The sequence below is a fragment of the Streptomyces dengpaensis genome (assembly GCF_002946835.1).
GTDB classification, from domain to species: Bacteria; Actinomycetota; Actinomycetes; order Streptomycetales; family Streptomycetaceae; genus Streptomyces; species Streptomyces dengpaensis.
The window spans coordinates 5,923,526-5,939,559 of record NZ_CP026652.1 but is presented as its reverse complement, the minus strand read 5'-3'; the positions used below and the strand labels follow the sequence as shown (position 1 = coordinate 5,939,559).

Sequence of the window (16,034 nt, the reverse complement as noted above, 5' to 3'; positions counted from 1 at the left end):
CGCGAAACCCTTTGAAGGGCGTACGGGATTGGCATGTGCGCGGGGGCCGTCCGGCTTCGGGGCCCCGCAGGCAGGGCACCCGCCGCGGGAACAGGTCGTCCCGGCTCAGAGCGCGCCCGGACCCTGCTCCTGCAGTGCCCTGTCGTACCGCTGGAGGATCATCAACTCGTTCTGCACGGCGGCCGCCTGGGCCGGGTCGCCGTGCGGGCCCAGGCGGGCGAACGCGCTCTGGAGGTCCGTGATGCGGCGGGCGACGGCCCGTCGGCGGACGGTGACCAGCTGTTCGCCCGCGTAGTTCTCGTCGACCGTCCTGCGCAGGATCGCCTCCACGGCCAGCTCTGTGACCATCGCGCGCACCGCGTCGTCCGGGGCGGTCTCACGGACCCGGACCAGATACTCCTGAGGGTCCTGCACGCCGTACTCGGCGCCGCCCGCTTCCATGATCGCCAGGCGTACGGCCGCGTACGGCGGGGCGGTGAACTCGTCGATCCCGTACGCGTCGAACGCCGGGGAGACCAATTCGGGCTGCTGGAGGGCGAGTTTGAGCAGCTCGCGCTCGGTGGCGAACACGGGGTTGCGCAGGTTGAGCGCCGGGCCGCCGATGGTTGCCTGGACGGAGGCGTACGTCTGCGGGGACCGGGGTCCGGTCGGGGCCGGGCCCTTGCCGCCGCGGTCGCGGGCCCAACGGGCCAGCTGGGCCACCCGCTTGACCACGAACTGGGTGTCGAGGATGCCGAGCATGCCCGCGAGCTGCACGGCGACCTCGTGCTGTGCGCCGCTGTTCTTGATGCGGGCGACGATGGGCGCCGCCTCGTCGAGCGCGGCCGCACGCCCGGCCGGGGTCTCCAGGTCGTACCGCAGGACGATCTGGCGCAGGGCGAACTCGAAGAGCGGGGTTCGGGGTTCGGCCAGGTCGGCGACCGCCTCGTCGCCCTTGGCGAGGCGCAGCTCACAGGGGTCCATGCCGTCGGGGGCGATGGCGATGTACGTCTCGGCGGCGAACTTCTGGTCGTCCTCGAAGGCGCGCAGGGCGGCCTTCTGGCCGGCCGCGTCTCCGTCGAAGGTGAAGATCACGCGCGCCGAGCCGTTGTCCATCAGGAGCCGGCGGAGGATCTTGATGTGGTCGCCGCCGAAGGCCGTACCGCAGGTGGCGATGGCCGTGGTCACGCCGGCGAGGTGGCAGGCCATGACGTCCGTGTAGCCCTCGACCACCACGGCCCGGCTCGACTTCGCGATCTCCTTCTTCGCCAGGTCGATGCCGTACAGGACCTGGGACTTCTTGTAGATCGCCGTCTCGGGGGTGTTGAGGTACTTCGGGCCGTTGTCCGACTCGTACAGCTTGCGGGCGCCGAAGCCGACGACCTCGCCGCCGATGTCGCGGATCGGCCACATGAGGCGGCCGCGGAAGCGGTCGATGGGGCCGCGGCGGCCCTCCTGGGAGAGGCCGGAGACGACCAGCTCCTTGTCGGTGAAGCCCTTGCCGCGCAGATAGCGGGTGAGGTGGTCCCAGCCCTGCGGGCTGTAGCCGACGCCGAAGTGGGCGGCGGCGGCCTGGTCAAAACCACGCTCGGCGAGGAACTTGCGGCCCGTGTCGGCCTCGGGGCTGGTGTCGAGCTGCTCGATGTAGAACTGCGCGGCGACCTTGTGCGCCTCGACCAGGCGGATGCGCTCGCCGCGCTGGTGGGCGGGGTTGTACCCGCCCTCCTCGTACCGCAGGGTGATGCCGGCCTGGCCGGCGAGGCGCTCGACCGCCTCCGAGAAGGAGAGGTGGTCGACCTTCATCACGAACGTGATGGTGTCGCCGCCCTCCTGGCAGCCGAAGCAGTGGAAGAGGCCCTTGCTCGGGCTGACCTGGAAGGACGGGGACTTCTCGTCGTGGAAGGGGCAGAGACCTTTCAGGTTTCCGCCGCCCGCGTTGCGCAGCTGGAGGTACTCGGACACCACGGCGTCGATCGGGACCGCGTCCCGAACCGCCTTCACGTCCTCGTCGTTGATCCTTCCAGCCACGAGGTGATTCTACGGGGCCGAACTGACACTCATGGGGCGAGGTGAACGCCCCCCGGCCGGGGGTCCGGGGGTTGTCCCCCGGGAATCACAGCACGGGGGCGGTGTGACAGTCCAGCGCCGCCGTCCGTCACGGGACGAGGCCGGACCGTCACGGGACCAGGCTGTCCAGCGGAACGTGCGGGTCGGCGAGGGCGTCGGTGTCCACCTGGGCCCGGGATCGGATCAGCCGCTGGATCGGCTCCGTGACGTCCCACACATTCACGTTCATCCCGGCCAGCACCCGCCCCTCCTTCTCCCAGAAGGCGATGAACTCCCGCTTGCCCGCATCACCCCGGATCACCACTTGGTCGTACGACCCGGGAGGCGCCCAGCCGGAGTACTCCATCCCCACGTCGTACTGGTCGGAGAAGAAATAGGGCACGCGGTCGTACGTCGTCTCGCGGCCCAGCATCGAGCGGGCGGCGGCCGGTCCGCCGTTCAGGGCGTTGGCCCAGTGCTCCACGCGCAGCCGGGTGCCGAAGAGCGGGTGGTGGAAGGCGGCGACGTCACCGGCGGCGTAGATGTCGGGGTCGGAGGTGCGCAGCCGCTCGTCGACCGCGATGCCGCCGCCGTGCGCGCGGTCGACGAGGGTGAGGCCCGCGGCCTCGGCGAGCCCGGTGCGCGGCGCCGCACCGATGGCCGCGAGGACGTCGTGGGCGGGGTGTTCCTCCCCGTCGTCGGTGCGGGCGGCGAGCACCACGCCGTCCTGGCCGACGATCTCGGTGAGCCGGACGCCGAAGTGGAAGCGGACGCCGTGCTCGCGGTGCAGCTCGGCGAAGAGCTGGCCGAGCTCGGGTCCGAGCACCGCGTGCAGCGGGGTGGGCTCGGGTTCGACGACGGTGACCTCGGCGCCGTACTCCCGGGCGGCGGCCGCGACCTCCAGGCCGATCCAGCCGGCGCCCGCGATCACGATGTGGCCGTTGTCGCGGCCGAGGTTGGTGAGGACGCTTTTCAGCCGCTCGGCGTGGGCGAGGCGGCGCAGGTGGTGGACGCCGGCGAGGTCGGTACCCGGAATCTCCAGGCGCCGGGGCTCCGCGCCGGTCGCGAGGAGCAGCTTGTCGTACTGGACGAGGGTGCCGTCGTCACCGAAGCGGACGGTCTTCGCGGCGCGGTCGATGGCGTCGACGGTCTGGCCGAGATGCAGCTCGACGTCGTTCTGGGCGTACCACCCGGGTTCGTGCACGAAGACGCTGTCGCGCTCCTCCTTGCCGAGGAGATAGCCCTTGGACAACGGCGGGCGTTCGTACGGGTGGTCGCGTTCGTCGCAGATCAGTATCACGCGGCCGGTGAAGCCCTCCGTTCGGAGCGTCTCGGCCGCCTTGGCGCCGGCGAGACCTCCTCCGACGATGACGAATGTCTGATCCGCGTCGACCACTTGATGCCTCCTCGTAAGGATGTCGCCACATGCGAGCGTCCCGCACGCAGCGTGATGCGGGAAGAGGGAGTGGCCCGATCAGGCCACGCAGGGTCACACTCCACGGCCCCCATGGGAACGCGTGGTGAGCCTGAGATGCAGGGAACGCGCCGAGGCGTCGGTGAGCGAGGCGATCTGGTCGACGATCACCCGCTTGCGGGCGCGGTCCTCGGTCGCCTGGTCGAACAGCGCCCGGAACTGCGGATCCAGTCCGTCGGGCGCGCGGGCCGTGAGCGCCTCGGCCAGCTCGGCGACGACGATCCGCTGATTGGCGCGCAACCGTTCCTGCTCGGCGCGCTGCATGACGTACCGGTCGGCGACCGCCTTGAGGACCGCGCATTCATAGCGCGCGCCTTTCGGTACGACGAGTTCGGCGCCGTACCGCGTGAGCCGCCCGCTGCCGTACGTCTCGCGCGTGGCGCCCTCCGCGGCCAGGCAGAAGCGGCCGATGAGCTGGCTGGTGGCGTCCTTCAGCCGGGCCTGCGCGACGGCCGTTCCGTCGTATCCGTGCGGCCACCACTCCTGGTCGAGGAGCCGGTCGAGGGCCTCGGCCAGCTCGGCGGGATCCGTGTCCGCGGGCACGTACCGCCCGATGGCCACCGCGAAGATCTCCTGCCGCTCGGGCTCGGCCTGCAGGCAGTTGGGGTCGATGTGGCCCGCGTGCAGACCGTCCTCGACGTCGTGCACCGAGTACGCCACGTCGTCCGACCAGTCCATGACCTGGGCCTCGAAGCACGTACGGGTGCCCGGGGCGCCCTTGCGGACCCAGTCGAAGACGGGACGGTCGTCCTCGTAGACCCCGAATTTCGACGACGTGGCGTCGGTGGGGTGGGCGCCGCGCGGCCACGGGTACTTGGTGGCGGCGTCGAGGACGGCGCGGGTGAGGTTGAGGCCCACGCTGACCAGTTCCCCTGTGTCGTTGTCCGGTACGAATCGCTTGGGCTCGATCCGCGCGAGCAGCCGCAGGGACTGCGCGTTGCCCTCGAAGCCGCCGCAGTCCTCCGCGAACTCGTTCAGCGCCTGTTCGCCGTTGTGCCCGAAGGGCGGATGGCCCAGGTCGTGCGAGAGGCAGGCCGCCTCGACCAGGTCGGGGTCGCAGCCGAGCGCGGCGCCCAGCTCGCGGCCGACCTGGGCGCACTCCAGGGAGTGCGTCAGACGCGTACGCGGGCTGGCGTCCCACACCTGGCTTCGGGTGCCGGGGGTGACGACCTGGGTCTTTCCGGCGAGCCGTCGCAGGGCGGCGGAGTGCAGCACGCGCGCGCGGTCGCGCTGGAAGGCGGTGCGCCCGGGGCGTTTGTCGGGCTCGACGGCCCAGCGCTCGACGGCGGAGTCGTCGTACCCGCCGTACGCCGCGTGGTTCTCGTATGCCGCGTGGTTCTCGTATGCCGCGTGGTTCTCGTATGCCTTCGGTGCAGTGCCTTCCATGCACCGACAGTAAACGCAGGCGGTGACGATCGGGACGTAGTCGGCGGCGAGCGGCGGGGTGCGGCCGTCCGGTTCAGGCCGAGGCCAGTGCGCTCTCGGGGGCGGGCTCGGGGGCGCGCTCGGGGGTCGCGACGGCCTGGTCGTAGCGGTGCAGGACGAGGCGGGCCATCGCCGGGTGGTCGCCCAGCGGGTCGGCGGCGATCCAGGGGGCGGCCTCGGCGCACTGGGTGGCGAAGCGGCCGGGGGCGGTGAAGTAGGAGGCGACGGCGATCCGGTGGCGGCCGCGGGCGGCGAGGGCGCGCAGGGCCGCGGGCACGGTGGGCGCGGCGGCGGACGCGTACGCCGGGACGACCGGAACGCCGAGGCGTTCGGCGAGCAGCTGGGCGGTGCGGCGCGTGTCGACGGCCGCGTCGGGGTCGCGGGAACCGGCGGCGGCGAGCACGACCGCGCTCGCGCGGCGGGCGGAGTCGCTCATCCGCGTCCGCCATCCGGCCTCGACGAGCCGCCCGTACAGCGTCTCCACGAGCAGCGGGTGCGGGCCGAGCGGGGCGGCGACGCGGGTACGGACGTGGGGCGCGGCGGCCGCGGCGTCAGGAATGTCCTGCTTGACGTGGTAGCCGCGGCTGAGCAGCAGCGGGACGAGGACGGCGTCGCCCGTGCGCAGCGCGGCGAGCGTGTCGGGCAGCAGGGGCTCGTTCAGCTCTATGTGCCCCAGGTGCACCGGCAGGTGGGGCCGCAGCTCACGCACCCGCTCGATCAGGCTTCGTACGGTGCTCAGCGCGCGGGGGTCGCGGCTGCCGTGCCCCACGAGGACGAGCGCGGGCGGCGCCGCCCGGCGCGTGCCGTTGCGGGAGACGAGGCTGAGCTGACTGCCGAGCTGGCCGCTGATCCGGTTCATGATTTGCGCCGTACTGTCGAGGTGGCCGCCGGGCGGCTGCTCGCCACCGGGGTGGTGCGGGGAATCGTCGCGGGAAGGGTTCGACGCCGTCATGGAGCGATCCTGCCGGTACGACGTTGCGCCGCGATTGCACGGGCATGACGGGTGTTTTCCGGGGCTTCACGATGGGACGCACGGCGTGTGTGAGCGTTCGCGACCTGCGCCGACGGCTCCGGGACTGAATCTGATCACTCCGTGATGCGAACCGGATCATCGCGGAGCGCGTCCTCCTGGGGCGAGGCCACCTGGGAAGGGGACCGTCCGATGCGCCGCCGCCTGATACGCCGTCCGAAGCTGCCGAACCTGCGCATGCCGCGCCCGCTCCGGCTATCGCGCATGCTCCGGCTGCCGCGCCTGCCCCGCACCCGGAGCGGGCAGCGGCGGGCCGTGCAGGGGTTCATGCTGCTGTGCGTCCTCGCGCTGCTGCCCGCGACCTGGATGTACGTATCGACGGGAGACCGCCTCCGGACGACGGCGGACGCCCCGCGCACCGACGTCGCCGTGGTCTTCGGCGCCGGCCTGTGGGACGGCGAGCCGTCGCCCTACCTCGCCCACCGCCTCGACGCGGCGGCGCAGCTGTACCGCGCCGGGCAGATCAAGGTCGTCCTCGTCACCGGGGACAACAGCCGCGCGGACTACGACGAGCCGGACGCCATGCGCACGTACCTCACCGCGCGTGGCGTGCCCGACCGGCGCATCGTCTCCGACTACGCGGGCTTCGACACCTGGGACTCCTGCGTCCGCGCGAAGAAGATCTTCGGCGTCGACCGCGCCGTCCTGATCAGCCAGGGCTTCCACATCCGCCGCGCCGTCGCCCTCTGCCAGGCCGCGGGCGTCTCGTCGCACGGCATCGGCGTCGACGAGCCGCACGACACCACGTGGTACTACGGGGGAGCCCGCGAGCTCTTCGCCGCGGGGAAGGCGGCACTGGACGCACTGTTCGAACCGGACCCACGGTTCCTGGGGCCGAAGGAGCCGGGGATCGCGCGAGCGCTGGGTTTCAGCCCGTCCGGCGTTTGAGGACGAGGCCGTTCAGGCCGATAGGCGGGGGTCTGGGGGCGGCAGCCCCCAGGTAGGGGAAGGGGAGGGGCGGAGGGGGCGAAACCCACTGTGCGCCAGGACCTCACCACCCCCCACCCCCGCCCGGGAGGCCCCCGTCCCGGCCACGTAACGCCCCCCGCCCCGGCACGTAACACGCCCGCCGCACGCTGAACGGTATGCCGAACTCCGCGACGCCCACCCACTGCCCGTACTGCGCCCTCCAGTGCGGGATGAATCTGACGCCCACGCCCGACGAAGGCGGCGGCGCAGGCGCAGGCGTCGAGGTAACCGAGCGCGCGGACTTCCCGGTAAACCGCGGCGCCCTGTGCGGTAAGGGCCGCACGGCACCCGCACTGCTCTCGTCCCGCGTGCGCCTGACCTCCCCGCTCGTCCGCAACGACGGCGTCCTGGTCCCCGCGACCTGGGACGAGGCCCTCGACCGCATCGCCGGGGAACTGTCCCGCACGCGCACGGAGCATGGCCCGGACGCGTGCGGAGTGTTCGGCGGCGGCGGACTGACGAACGAGAAGGCGTACGCCCTCGGAAAGTTCGCCCGCGTCGCCCTCGGCACCTCGCAGATCGACTACAACGGCCGCTTCTGCATGTCGTCCGCGGCGGCGGCCGGCATCAAGGCCTTCGGCCTGGACCGGGGCCTCCCCTTCCCCCTGGAGGACATCCCGAAGACCGGCTGCGTCATCCTCGTCGGCTCCAATCTCGCCGAGACGATGCCGCCCGCACTGCGCTACCTCACCGAGCTGAAGGAGAACGGCGGCACTCTGATCGTCATCGACCCACGCCGGACCCGTACGGCCGAGCAGGCGGACCTGCATCTGGCCCCGCGCCCGGGTACGGACCTGGCGCTGGCGCTGGGCCTGCTGCACCTCGTGGTGGCGGAGGGACGTACCGACGAGGCGTACATCCAGGACCGTACGAACGGCTGGGAGGAGGCGCGGGCGGCGGCCATGGCGCACTGGCCGGAGTACGTGGAGCGGATCACGGGCGTGTCCGTGCCCCAACTCCGGGAAGCGGTACGGCTGTTCTGCGAGCCGGAGGCCGCGATGGTGCTCACCGCGCGCGGGCCCGAGCAGCAGTCCAAAGGCACGGACACGGTGGGCGCGTGGATCAACCTGTGTCTGGCGACGGGCCGTTCGGGGCGTCCGCTGTCCGGGTACGGCTGCCTGACCGGGCAGGGCAACGGGCAGGGCGGGCGTGAACACGGCCAGAAGGCCGACCAGTTGCCCGGCTACCGCAAGCTGACGGACCCGGCGGCGCGGCGCCATGTGGCCGAGGTGTGGGGCGTGGACCCGGACTCGCTGCCGGGGCCGGGGCGGAGCGCGTACGAACTTCTCGACGCGCTGGGTACGGACATCCGCGCGCTGCTGCTGATGGGCTCGAACCCGGTGGTGTCCGCGCCGCGCGCCGCGCACATCGAGGAACGCCTGACGTCCCTGGACTTCCTGGCGGTCGCGGATGTGGTGCTGTCGGAGACGGCGGCGCTCGCGGACGTCGTCCTGCCGGTCACCCAGTGGGCCGAGGAGACGGGCACGACCACGAACCTGGAGGGCCGTGTCCTCCTCCGCCGCCGGGCGATCACTCCTCCCGAGGGCGTACGCAGCGACCTCGACGTCCTGCATGAACTGGCCGCCCGCCTCGGTGTGGAGAAGGGTTTCCCGACGGACCCGGAGGAGGTCTTCGACGAGTTGCGCCGGGCGAGCGCGGGCGGGCCCGCGGACTACTCGGGGATCACCTACCGGCGCCTCGCCGAGGAGAGCGGGGTGTTCTGGCCCTGTCCGGCGCTCGAGGCGGCGGACGACTGCGAGGACGCCTCACTCGACGTACTCCAGGACGACCCGGCGCGCGAGCCCACCGGTGACGGAGGCGGTGACGGGGCCGGTGACGCGGCGCACCCCGGCACACCCCGCCTCTTCCTCGACCGTTTCGCCACCGAGGACGGCCGGGCGCGCTTCGTCCCCGTCTCCCATCGGCCGATGGCCGAGGAGCCGGACGACGCGTACCCGGTGCTGCTGACCACCGGGCGGGTGGTCGCGCAGTACCAGTCGGGGGCGCAGACGCGGCGCGTCGACGAGCTGAACGCGGCCGCGCCCGGGCCGTTCGTCGAGATGCACCCGCGGCTGGCCGAGCGGCTGGGCGCCGGGGAGGGGGACGCGGTGGCGGTGGTGTCGCGGCGCGGCCGCGCCGTGGCGCCCGCGCGGATCACGACCGCCATCCGCCCCGACACCGTCTTCATGCCCTTCCACTGGCCGGGCGAGGGCCGGGCCAACACCCTGACCAACCCGGCCCTCGACCCGACCTCGCGGATGCCGGAGTTCAAGGCGTGCGCGGTGCGGGTGGAGGCGGTGAAGTAGCTGAAGCAGGGGTATCGGCTGGGCTGTTGGAGCCCATCGGCTCAGTGCCGGGTATGCCAGTCGCCGCCCTCGATGAGCTTGCCGGTGGCGCGCAGGCGGGCCGTGACGGTGGGGGCGGCCACGTACACCCAGGCTCGTACGGAGGTGCCGTCCGCGCGGGTCACTGGGCGCGCGACCCGCTCGTACAGGTTGCGGGGGTCACCCGGTGCGTAGTCCTCCAACCGGTCGAGGGAGGCGAGCAGTTCCTCGTACGCCTCGGGCCGTGCGGCGACCAGTTCGCCGCTGACCGTGCCGCCGGGCTCCTCCACGGCGTACGGATAGCCGGGCCCCTCGTACAGCACCGCGCCTGCCAGCCGTCCCGGTTCCCCGGACGCCGTGCGCCCGCGCAGGAAGAGGTCGTGGTTGCGTTCGCCGGGGCGGAGGGTGCCGTAGACGAAGAAGGGCAGGCGCGGCTCGGCCGAGAGGCTCAAGGAGCTCAAGGGGCTCAGAGGGTTCAAGAGGCCGTCTCCTCCCCGGCCGTCTCCTCCCCCAGCCACTGCAGATAGTCCGCGCTCCCCCGCACGACCGGGGTCGCGATGATCTCCGGCGTGTCGTAGTCGTGCGCTTCGAGGAGGTACGCCTCCAGCGCGTCGTACCGCACGCCCGTCGTCTTGAAGAGTACCTGCCACTCGGCGGCGGTCTCGATGTCGCCCTTCCAGCGGTAGACGGACGTGACGGGGCCGGAGATCTGGGCGCAGGCGGCGGCCCGCGCCCGCACGGCGCCGCGGGCGAGCGTCTCCGCCTTGTCCGGGGCGTCGGTTGTGGTCAGGACGGTCAGCCAGTCGGCCGTGGCCATGATCGTCTCCTTTTCGGTCCTTCGCGGAAGCGTGCGCACAGACCTTCGCAGAAACGATTCTCACTCCTCACACATCCCCACACATCCAACAGAGCGCGCTATGGACATGACATGTCATGGACCTTTAAATCTGAGTCAACTCCAGCGCTCCCCACCCGCCGCCCCCACGCGCCCTCTTCAAGGCGCCTTTCCGAGGAGACCGATGAGTCGGATACGGCACATCCGAGGTTCCCGTCTCGCCACGGCCGGCATAGCCGCCTCCGCCGCCGCCCTCATGGCCGCCACACTCTCCCCCACCGCCGACGCGGCCGCCAGACCGACCCGGGCCACCGCGATCAAGAACGCGGCGTCGGCCCTCGTCGAACACGCCGCGAGCCTGGGACTCACCTCCGCGCACAACACCACCGTCCGGGACGTCGTCGTCGACAAGGACGGCACCCAGCACGTGCGCTACGACCGGACGTACCATCAACTCCCGGTCCTGGGCGGTGACTTCGTGGTCCACCTGGCGCCGGACGGCACGTACCGCAGCGCCTCACGGGCGACGAAGAGCCCCGTCTCCCTGTCGACCGTGACGCCGAGGCTGTCCGCCCCGAAGGCCGCCGACCTCGCGGCGAACGCGCTGCGGGCCGCGAACCTCGGCGAGACGCTGAGGAAGCTGACTGCCAAGCCGGAGCTGGTGGTTGACGCCCTGCACGGCGCCCCCAAGCTGGCCTGGCGCACCAACGCGGTGGCGCAGGACTCGCACGGCAACCCGCTCGCCCGCACGGTCCTGACCGACGCCGCCACCGGCGCGCAGATCGACGCGTGGGACAGCATCGAGACGGCGACGGGTGACGGCCAGTCGCTCTACGGCGGCAAGGTTCCCCTGGAAACGACCCTGTCGGGATCGACGTACCAGCTCACGGACCCGACGCGCGGGAACACGTACACGGGCGACGCGGCGAACAAGACGGACCTGTGCGTCCTGGGCATCTGCCTGAGCCGCGCCCCGTCGACGGTCTTCACGGACGCCGACAACCACTGGGGAACGGGCACGACGACGGACCGCGCGACGGCGGCCGTGGACGCCCAGTACGGCACGAACACCACCTGGGACTACTACAAGAACGTCCACGGCCGCAGCGGCATCGCGGGCGACGGCAAGGGCTCGTACAACCGCGTCCACTACGGCAGCAACTACAACAACGCCTTCTGGGACGACACTTGCTTCTGCATGACGTACGGCGACGGTGACGGCACGACGCTCGGCCCCCTGGTGGCCCTGGACGTGGCCGGACACGAGATGTCCCACGGCGTGACGTCCAAGACGGCAGGCCTGACGTACTCGGGCGAGTCCGGCGGCCTGAACGAGGCGACGTCCGACGTCTTCGGCACGCTGGTGGAGTGGTACGCGAACAACTCCTCGGACCCCGGTGACTACTTGATCGGCGAGAAGATCGTCCGCTCCGGCTTCGGCAGGCCGGCCCTCCGCTTCATGGACAAGCCCTCCAAGGACGGCAACTCGGCGGACTGCTGGACCTCGTCGCTCGGAGATCTGGACGTCCACTACTCATCGGGCGTCGCGAACCACTTCGCCTACCTCCTGGCCGAGGGCAGCGGCGCGAAGACCCTCAACGGCGTCAGCTACAACTCCCCCACGTGCGACGGCTCGACGGTGACGGGCATCGGCCGGGACAAGGTCGGCAAGATCTGGTACCGCGCGCTGACGGTCTACATGACGTCGTCGACGAACTACGCGGGTGCCCGGGCGGCGACCCTGAACGCGGCGAAGGATCTGTACGGGGCGGGGAGCCCGGAGTACGCCGCGGTCGCGGCGGCTTGGTCGGCTGTGGCGGTGCGCTGACAGTACGACGTGGTACGGCCGCGACCAGCAGTACCCGCCCAAAGCCATCGTCGCCACGGAGCGGCCGTTGAGTGGATGGGGCGCGGTCCCGGGGTGGGGGCACGCCGCGACCGCGCCCCATCTCCGCCTGCCTGGTCTGCGCAGGAGTCGTCGAGCAAACCCCTAGGTTTCCCCGAGAACACAGTCGGCTTCGCCCCATGGCTGTGACCATCAAGACGGCTGTCCATCAGCGATCTGAACTTGGCTCGGCAGTGCCGCCTGAGGTCGTTTCGGGTTTCGTGTGGAGGACTTCGCGGGCCTGCTCCGCGGCTCGGGCGATGCTCTCGGAGACGAAGTCGACGAAGCGGGCGATGTTCTCGAGGCGGGCGGCGGCCGGGGTGCCGGGGCCGAGGATGCTGACGCCCTGTCGTGCGGTTTCGCCGAGGTGGGCGGTGGCGCGGGCGCTGGCCATCGTTGATTGGTACATGACGTCGTCGTCGACGACGTAGCGCTCGCGGCGGCGTTCGTCGCGTTCCCGACGGACGAGGCCCTGGCTCTCGAGGAACGCGATCGCTTTGGAGACGGTCGCCGGGCTGACCTCGAGGCGCTGGACGAGTTCGGACGCGGTGAGGCTGCCCGCGTCGGTGGTGTAGAGGCAGACCAGCAGGCGGGCCGTCATCTTGGGCAGGCCCGATTGCATGAAGACGGTGGCGAGCATCTCCTCGTACTCGCGCACGGCCTCGGCGTCGCGTCCGTGGGCCTGCGGGGGCGCTTCCGCCCCTCGGGGCGCGGTCTGCCTGCGGCGGTGGGCGCGGTGTTCGGTGGCGCGGTGGGCGAGGTCGGCGCGGTAGGCGGTGGGGCCGCCGTTGCGCATCACCTCACGCGTGATCGTCGAGGTCGGACGGTCGAGGCGTCTGGCGATCTCCGCGTAGGCAAGGCCGTCGGCCAGTCCCAGCGCGATCTGCTGGCGTTCCTGCTGGGTGAGTCTGCCTCCCGGCATCGCGGTCTCCTTCGTGGTCCGTGGTGTCTCCAGTATAGCGTTCACCTCCAGCCCATTGCAACGATCAGAGTGACGGTCGTTGCATTAGACTCAAAACCATTGCAACGAATTACCGTCTCCTAGCTGCAATGACGGCAATTACGCGCAACGAGTCTGTTGCCAGAACCGTGAACGCAACGTAGCTTTCCGTCATCGGAAACAGCGCGCCGAAGGAGCGCACGCTGCAGAAGAAGGAGAGCACGATGCAGAAGTTCGACACCCCCGCCCCGGTCTCGGCCGTCCTCGACATCCCCGCGGGACGCATCCGGTTCATCGCCGCCGACCGGGCCGACACCACGGTCGAGATCCTGCCCGCGGACGCCTCCAAGAGCCGCGACGTGAAGACGGCGGAGCAGACCGAGGTCGCCTACGGCGACGGCGTCCTGCGGATCGAGGTCCCGGCGGCGAAGAACCGGATCCTCGGCGCTTCCGGATCCATCGAGGTGACCATCCAGCTGCCCGCCGGCTCCCGCACCGAGGTGACGGCGGCCAGCGCCGAGTTCCGGGGCGTCGGACGGCTCGGCGACATCGCCGTCGACGGCGCCTACCGCCACATCAAGATCGACGAGGCCGCGAGCGTCCGGCTCACCGCGATCGACGGCGACGTCGAGGTCGGCCGGCTCAACGGCCCCGCGGAGATCAGCACCGCAAGGGGCGACATCCGGATCACCGAGGCCGTGCGCGGCACGGTGACCCTGCGCACCGAGTCCGGCGACATCTCGGTCGGCGCCGCCCGCGGAGTCTCCGCCTCCCTGGACGCAGGCACCGCCTACGGCCGGATCCACAGCGCGCTCAAGAACACCGACGGCGCCGCCGCCGGCCTGAACATCCACGCGACCACCGCCTACGGCGACATCACCGCCCGCAGCCTGTAAAGAAGGAGCACCCCCCATGACCAACCTGGCCATCGCGGCGAACGGGCTGCGCAAGTCCTACGGCGACAAGACCGTCCTCGACGGCGTCGACCTGGCCGTCCCGGAAGGAACGATCTTCTCCCTGCTCGGCCCGAACGGCGCCGGCAAGACCACCGCCGTCAAGATCCTCTCCACCCTCATCACCGCCGACGCCGGCGAGCTGCACGTCGGCGGCCACGACCTCGCCACCGACCCGCAGGCCGTGCGCGCCGCGATCGGTGTCACCGGGCAGTTCTCCGCCGTCGACGGCCTGATCACCGGCGAGGAGAACATGCTCCTCATGGCGGACCTGCACCACCTGTCCAAGCGCGAAGGGCGGCAGGTCACCGCCGAGCTGCTGGAGCGCTTCGACCTCACCGAGGCCGCGAAGAAGCCCGCCTCCGCCTACTCCGGCGGCATGAAGCGGCGCCTGGACATCGCCATGACCCTGGTCGGCAACCCGCGGATCATCTTCCTCGACGAGCCGACCACCGGCCTCGACCCGCGCTCCCGCCACAACATGTGGCAGATCATCCGCGAGCTCGTCTCCGACGGCGTCACCGTCTTCCTCACCACCCAGTACCTGGAGGAGGCCGACGAGCTCGCCGACCGCATCGCCGTGCTCCACGACGGCAAGCTCGCCGCCGAGGGCACCGCCGACGACCTGAAACGGCTCATCCCCGGCGGACACGTCCGGCTCCGCTTCACCGACCCAGCCGCGTACCAGAGCGCCGCCTCCGCACTGCACGAGGCCTCCCGGGACGAGGAATCCCTCGCCCTGCAGATCCCCAGCGACGGCAGCCAGCGCGAGCTGCGCTCCATCCTCGACCGGCTGGACGCGGCCGGCATCGAGGCCGACGAGCTGACCGTGCACACCCCCGACCTCGACGACGTCTTCTTCGCCCTCACCGGCGGCGCCGCCGTCCCCAACCAGCCCAAGGAGGCTGTCCGATGAGCGCCCTCTCCCTTGCCATGCGCGACTCGTCCACGATGCTGCGCCGCAACCTCCTGCACGCCCGGCGCTACCCGTCGCTCACCCTGAACCTGCTGCTCACCCCGATCATGCTGCTGCTGCTCTTCGTCTACATCTTCGGCGACGTGATGAGCGCGGGCATCGGCGGCGGCGGCGCCGACCGCTCCGAGTACATCGCCTATGTCGTCCCGGGCATCCTGCTGATGACCATCGGCAGCACCGTCATCGGGGCCGCGGTGTCCGTCTCCACCGACATGTCCGAGGGCATCATCGCCCGCTTCCGCACGATGGCGATCCACCGCCCTTCGGTGCTCGTCGGGCACGTCGTCGGCAGCGTCCTGCAGTCGATCGCCAGCGTGGTCCTCGTCGGCGCCGTCGCCGTGGCCATCGGCTTCCGCTCCACGGACGCCACGGCCCTGGAGTGGCTGGCAGCGTTCGGGCTGCTCGCGCTCTTCACCATGGCGCTCACCTGGATCGCGGTCGGGATGGGCATGGCCAGCCCGAACGCCGAGGCCGCCAGCAACAGCGCCATGCCGCTGATCCTCCTGCCGCTCATCTCCAGCGCGTTCACCCCGATCGACGCGATGCCGGGCTGGTTCCAGCCGATCGCCGAATACCAGCCGTTCACACCTGCCATCGAGACCCTGCGCGGCCTGCTGCTCGGCACCGAGATCGGCCACAACGGATGGCTCGCCGTCGTCTGGTGCCTGGGCCTCGCGGTGCTCGGCTACTTCTGGTCGACCTCGAAGTTCAACGACGACCCGAAATAACCGCCATGACAAGGCGGGCCACCTCCCGCAACTCGTGCCACCCCAGGGCGGCGTACACCGACACCCGGTCGGCGTACGCCGCCCCGTTCGTGTGCAAGGAGGACCCCGTTGCCCCATGTGCCCTCCCCGGAGGAAGGGTGTTCCAGCGGATGGTGCCGGCTGTACCGAGCAGGACGGATGGGAGTCACGACCGGTGCACCTGCTGGGAGGTGTACGCCGCCGTCGCCTTCACAGCCACCGCGCTCGATTCCCTGGTCCGCCCAGCGTGCCGACGATAGAACGTACGAGACTGGTTGCGCCGCCCACCTGGGGTTTCCCTGTCCTGACGTGAGACAAAGCTGCCAATTACCCTCTCTCGGCCTTGGGAGGCGTGATGGGTGATGCTGGTCTGACAGGTGAGGGGCCCTGGGGGCCTTCTGCCTCCCAGGGGACGGTAATTGGCAGATTTGGGCCACCCCCCAGCCACCCAC

Annotated in this window: 13 protein-coding genes; 6 read left to right on the top strand and 7 right to left on the bottom strand. The window is 71.1% G+C overall.

What is annotated here, in order from left to right; all coding sequences use genetic code 11:
- Positions 1-105: 105 nt before the first annotated feature.
- From dnaG to C4B68_RS27455, 4 genes are all read right to left on the bottom strand, one after another.
- Positions 106-2,007: a DNA primase gene (gene dnaG, locus C4B68_RS27470; protein WP_099499145.1), complete on the bottom strand. Its 1,902-nt coding sequence runs from the start codon at positions 2,005-2,007 to the stop codon at positions 106-108.
- A 148-nt stretch (positions 2,008-2,155) separates the two neighbouring features.
- Positions 2,156-3,421: an NAD(P)/FAD-dependent oxidoreductase gene (locus tag C4B68_RS27465; protein WP_099499146.1), complete on the bottom strand. Its 1,266-nt coding sequence runs from the start codon at positions 3,419-3,421 to the stop codon at positions 2,156-2,158.
- A 93-nt stretch (positions 3,422-3,514) separates the two neighbouring features.
- Positions 3,515-4,885: a deoxyguanosinetriphosphate triphosphohydrolase gene (locus C4B68_RS27460; RefSeq protein ID WP_099499147.1), complete on the bottom strand. Its 1,371-nt coding sequence runs from the start codon at positions 4,883-4,885 to the stop codon at positions 3,515-3,517.
- A gap of 73 nt (positions 4,886-4,958) precedes the next feature.
- Positions 4,959-5,876 carry a sirohydrochlorin chelatase gene (locus C4B68_RS27455; protein ID WP_099499148.1) on the bottom strand — a complete coding sequence of 306 codons (918 nt, stop codon included), beginning with the start codon at positions 5,874-5,876 and terminating at the stop codon, positions 4,959-4,961.
- A gap of 255 nt (positions 5,877-6,131) precedes the next feature.
- Between C4B68_RS27455 and C4B68_RS27450 the strand changes: the two genes are divergently transcribed.
- Positions 6,132-6,842 carry a SanA/YdcF family protein gene (locus C4B68_RS27450; protein WP_099499498.1) on the top strand — a complete coding sequence of 237 codons (711 nt, stop codon included), beginning with the start codon at positions 6,132-6,134 and terminating at the stop codon, positions 6,840-6,842.
- Positions 6,843-7,039: 197 nt separating this feature from the next.
- Positions 7,040-9,229 (top strand): molybdopterin oxidoreductase family protein, encoded by a 2,190-nt coding sequence (locus C4B68_RS27445; protein WP_099499149.1) that lies wholly within the window; start codon positions 7,040-7,042, stop codon positions 9,227-9,229.
- Positions 9,230-9,270: 41 nt separating this feature from the next.
- On the opposite strand, the gene C4B68_RS27440 is transcribed toward C4B68_RS27445, so the two are convergent.
- Together C4B68_RS27440 and cutA are read right to left on the bottom strand one after the other, a co-directional pair.
- Positions 9,271-9,726 carry a gamma-glutamylcyclotransferase family protein gene (locus tag C4B68_RS27440; protein ID WP_240634489.1) on the bottom strand — a complete coding sequence of 152 codons (456 nt, stop codon included), beginning with the start codon at positions 9,724-9,726 and terminating at the stop codon, positions 9,271-9,273.
- Positions 9,723-10,064 carry a divalent-cation tolerance protein CutA gene (cutA, locus tag C4B68_RS27435; RefSeq protein ID WP_099499151.1) on the bottom strand — a complete coding sequence of 114 codons (342 nt, stop codon included), beginning with the start codon at positions 10,062-10,064 and terminating at the stop codon, positions 9,723-9,725. The genes C4B68_RS27440 and cutA overlap by 4 nt, the downstream gene beginning before the upstream one ends.
- Before the next feature lie 202 nt (positions 10,065-10,266).
- Here cutA and C4B68_RS27430 point away from each other — a divergent pair, with 202 nt between their 5' ends.
- Positions 10,267-11,910 (top strand): M4 family metallopeptidase, encoded by a 1,644-nt coding sequence (locus C4B68_RS27430; protein ID WP_099499152.1) that lies wholly within the window; start codon positions 10,267-10,269, stop codon positions 11,908-11,910.
- A 226-nt stretch (positions 11,911-12,136) separates the two neighbouring features.
- On the opposite strand, the gene C4B68_RS27425 is transcribed toward C4B68_RS27430, so the two are convergent.
- Positions 12,137-12,889: a helix-turn-helix domain-containing protein gene (locus tag C4B68_RS27425; RefSeq protein ID WP_099499153.1), complete on the bottom strand. Its 753-nt coding sequence runs from the start codon at positions 12,887-12,889 to the stop codon at positions 12,137-12,139.
- A gap of 242 nt (positions 12,890-13,131) precedes the next feature.
- Here C4B68_RS27425 and C4B68_RS27420 point away from each other — a divergent pair, with 242 nt between their 5' ends.
- From C4B68_RS27420 to C4B68_RS27410, 3 genes are read left to right on the top strand one after another with little or no spacing between them, the layout of a single operon-like run.
- Positions 13,132-13,803, top strand: coding sequence for a DUF4097 family beta strand repeat-containing protein (locus C4B68_RS27420; RefSeq protein ID WP_099499154.1), 672 nt, complete (start codon positions 13,132-13,134; stop codon positions 13,801-13,803).
- A 16-nt stretch (positions 13,804-13,819) separates the two neighbouring features.
- Complete coding sequence (locus tag C4B68_RS27415; protein ID WP_099499155.1) at positions 13,820-14,776, top strand: ATP-binding cassette domain-containing protein; 957 nt, start codon at positions 13,820-13,822, stop codon at positions 14,774-14,776.
- Positions 14,773-15,564, top strand: coding sequence for an ABC transporter permease (locus C4B68_RS27410; protein WP_099499156.1), 792 nt, complete (start codon positions 14,773-14,775; stop codon positions 15,562-15,564). Before C4B68_RS27415 ends, C4B68_RS27410 begins: the two co-directional genes overlap by 4 nt.
- Positions 15,565-16,034 lie beyond the last annotated feature (470 nt).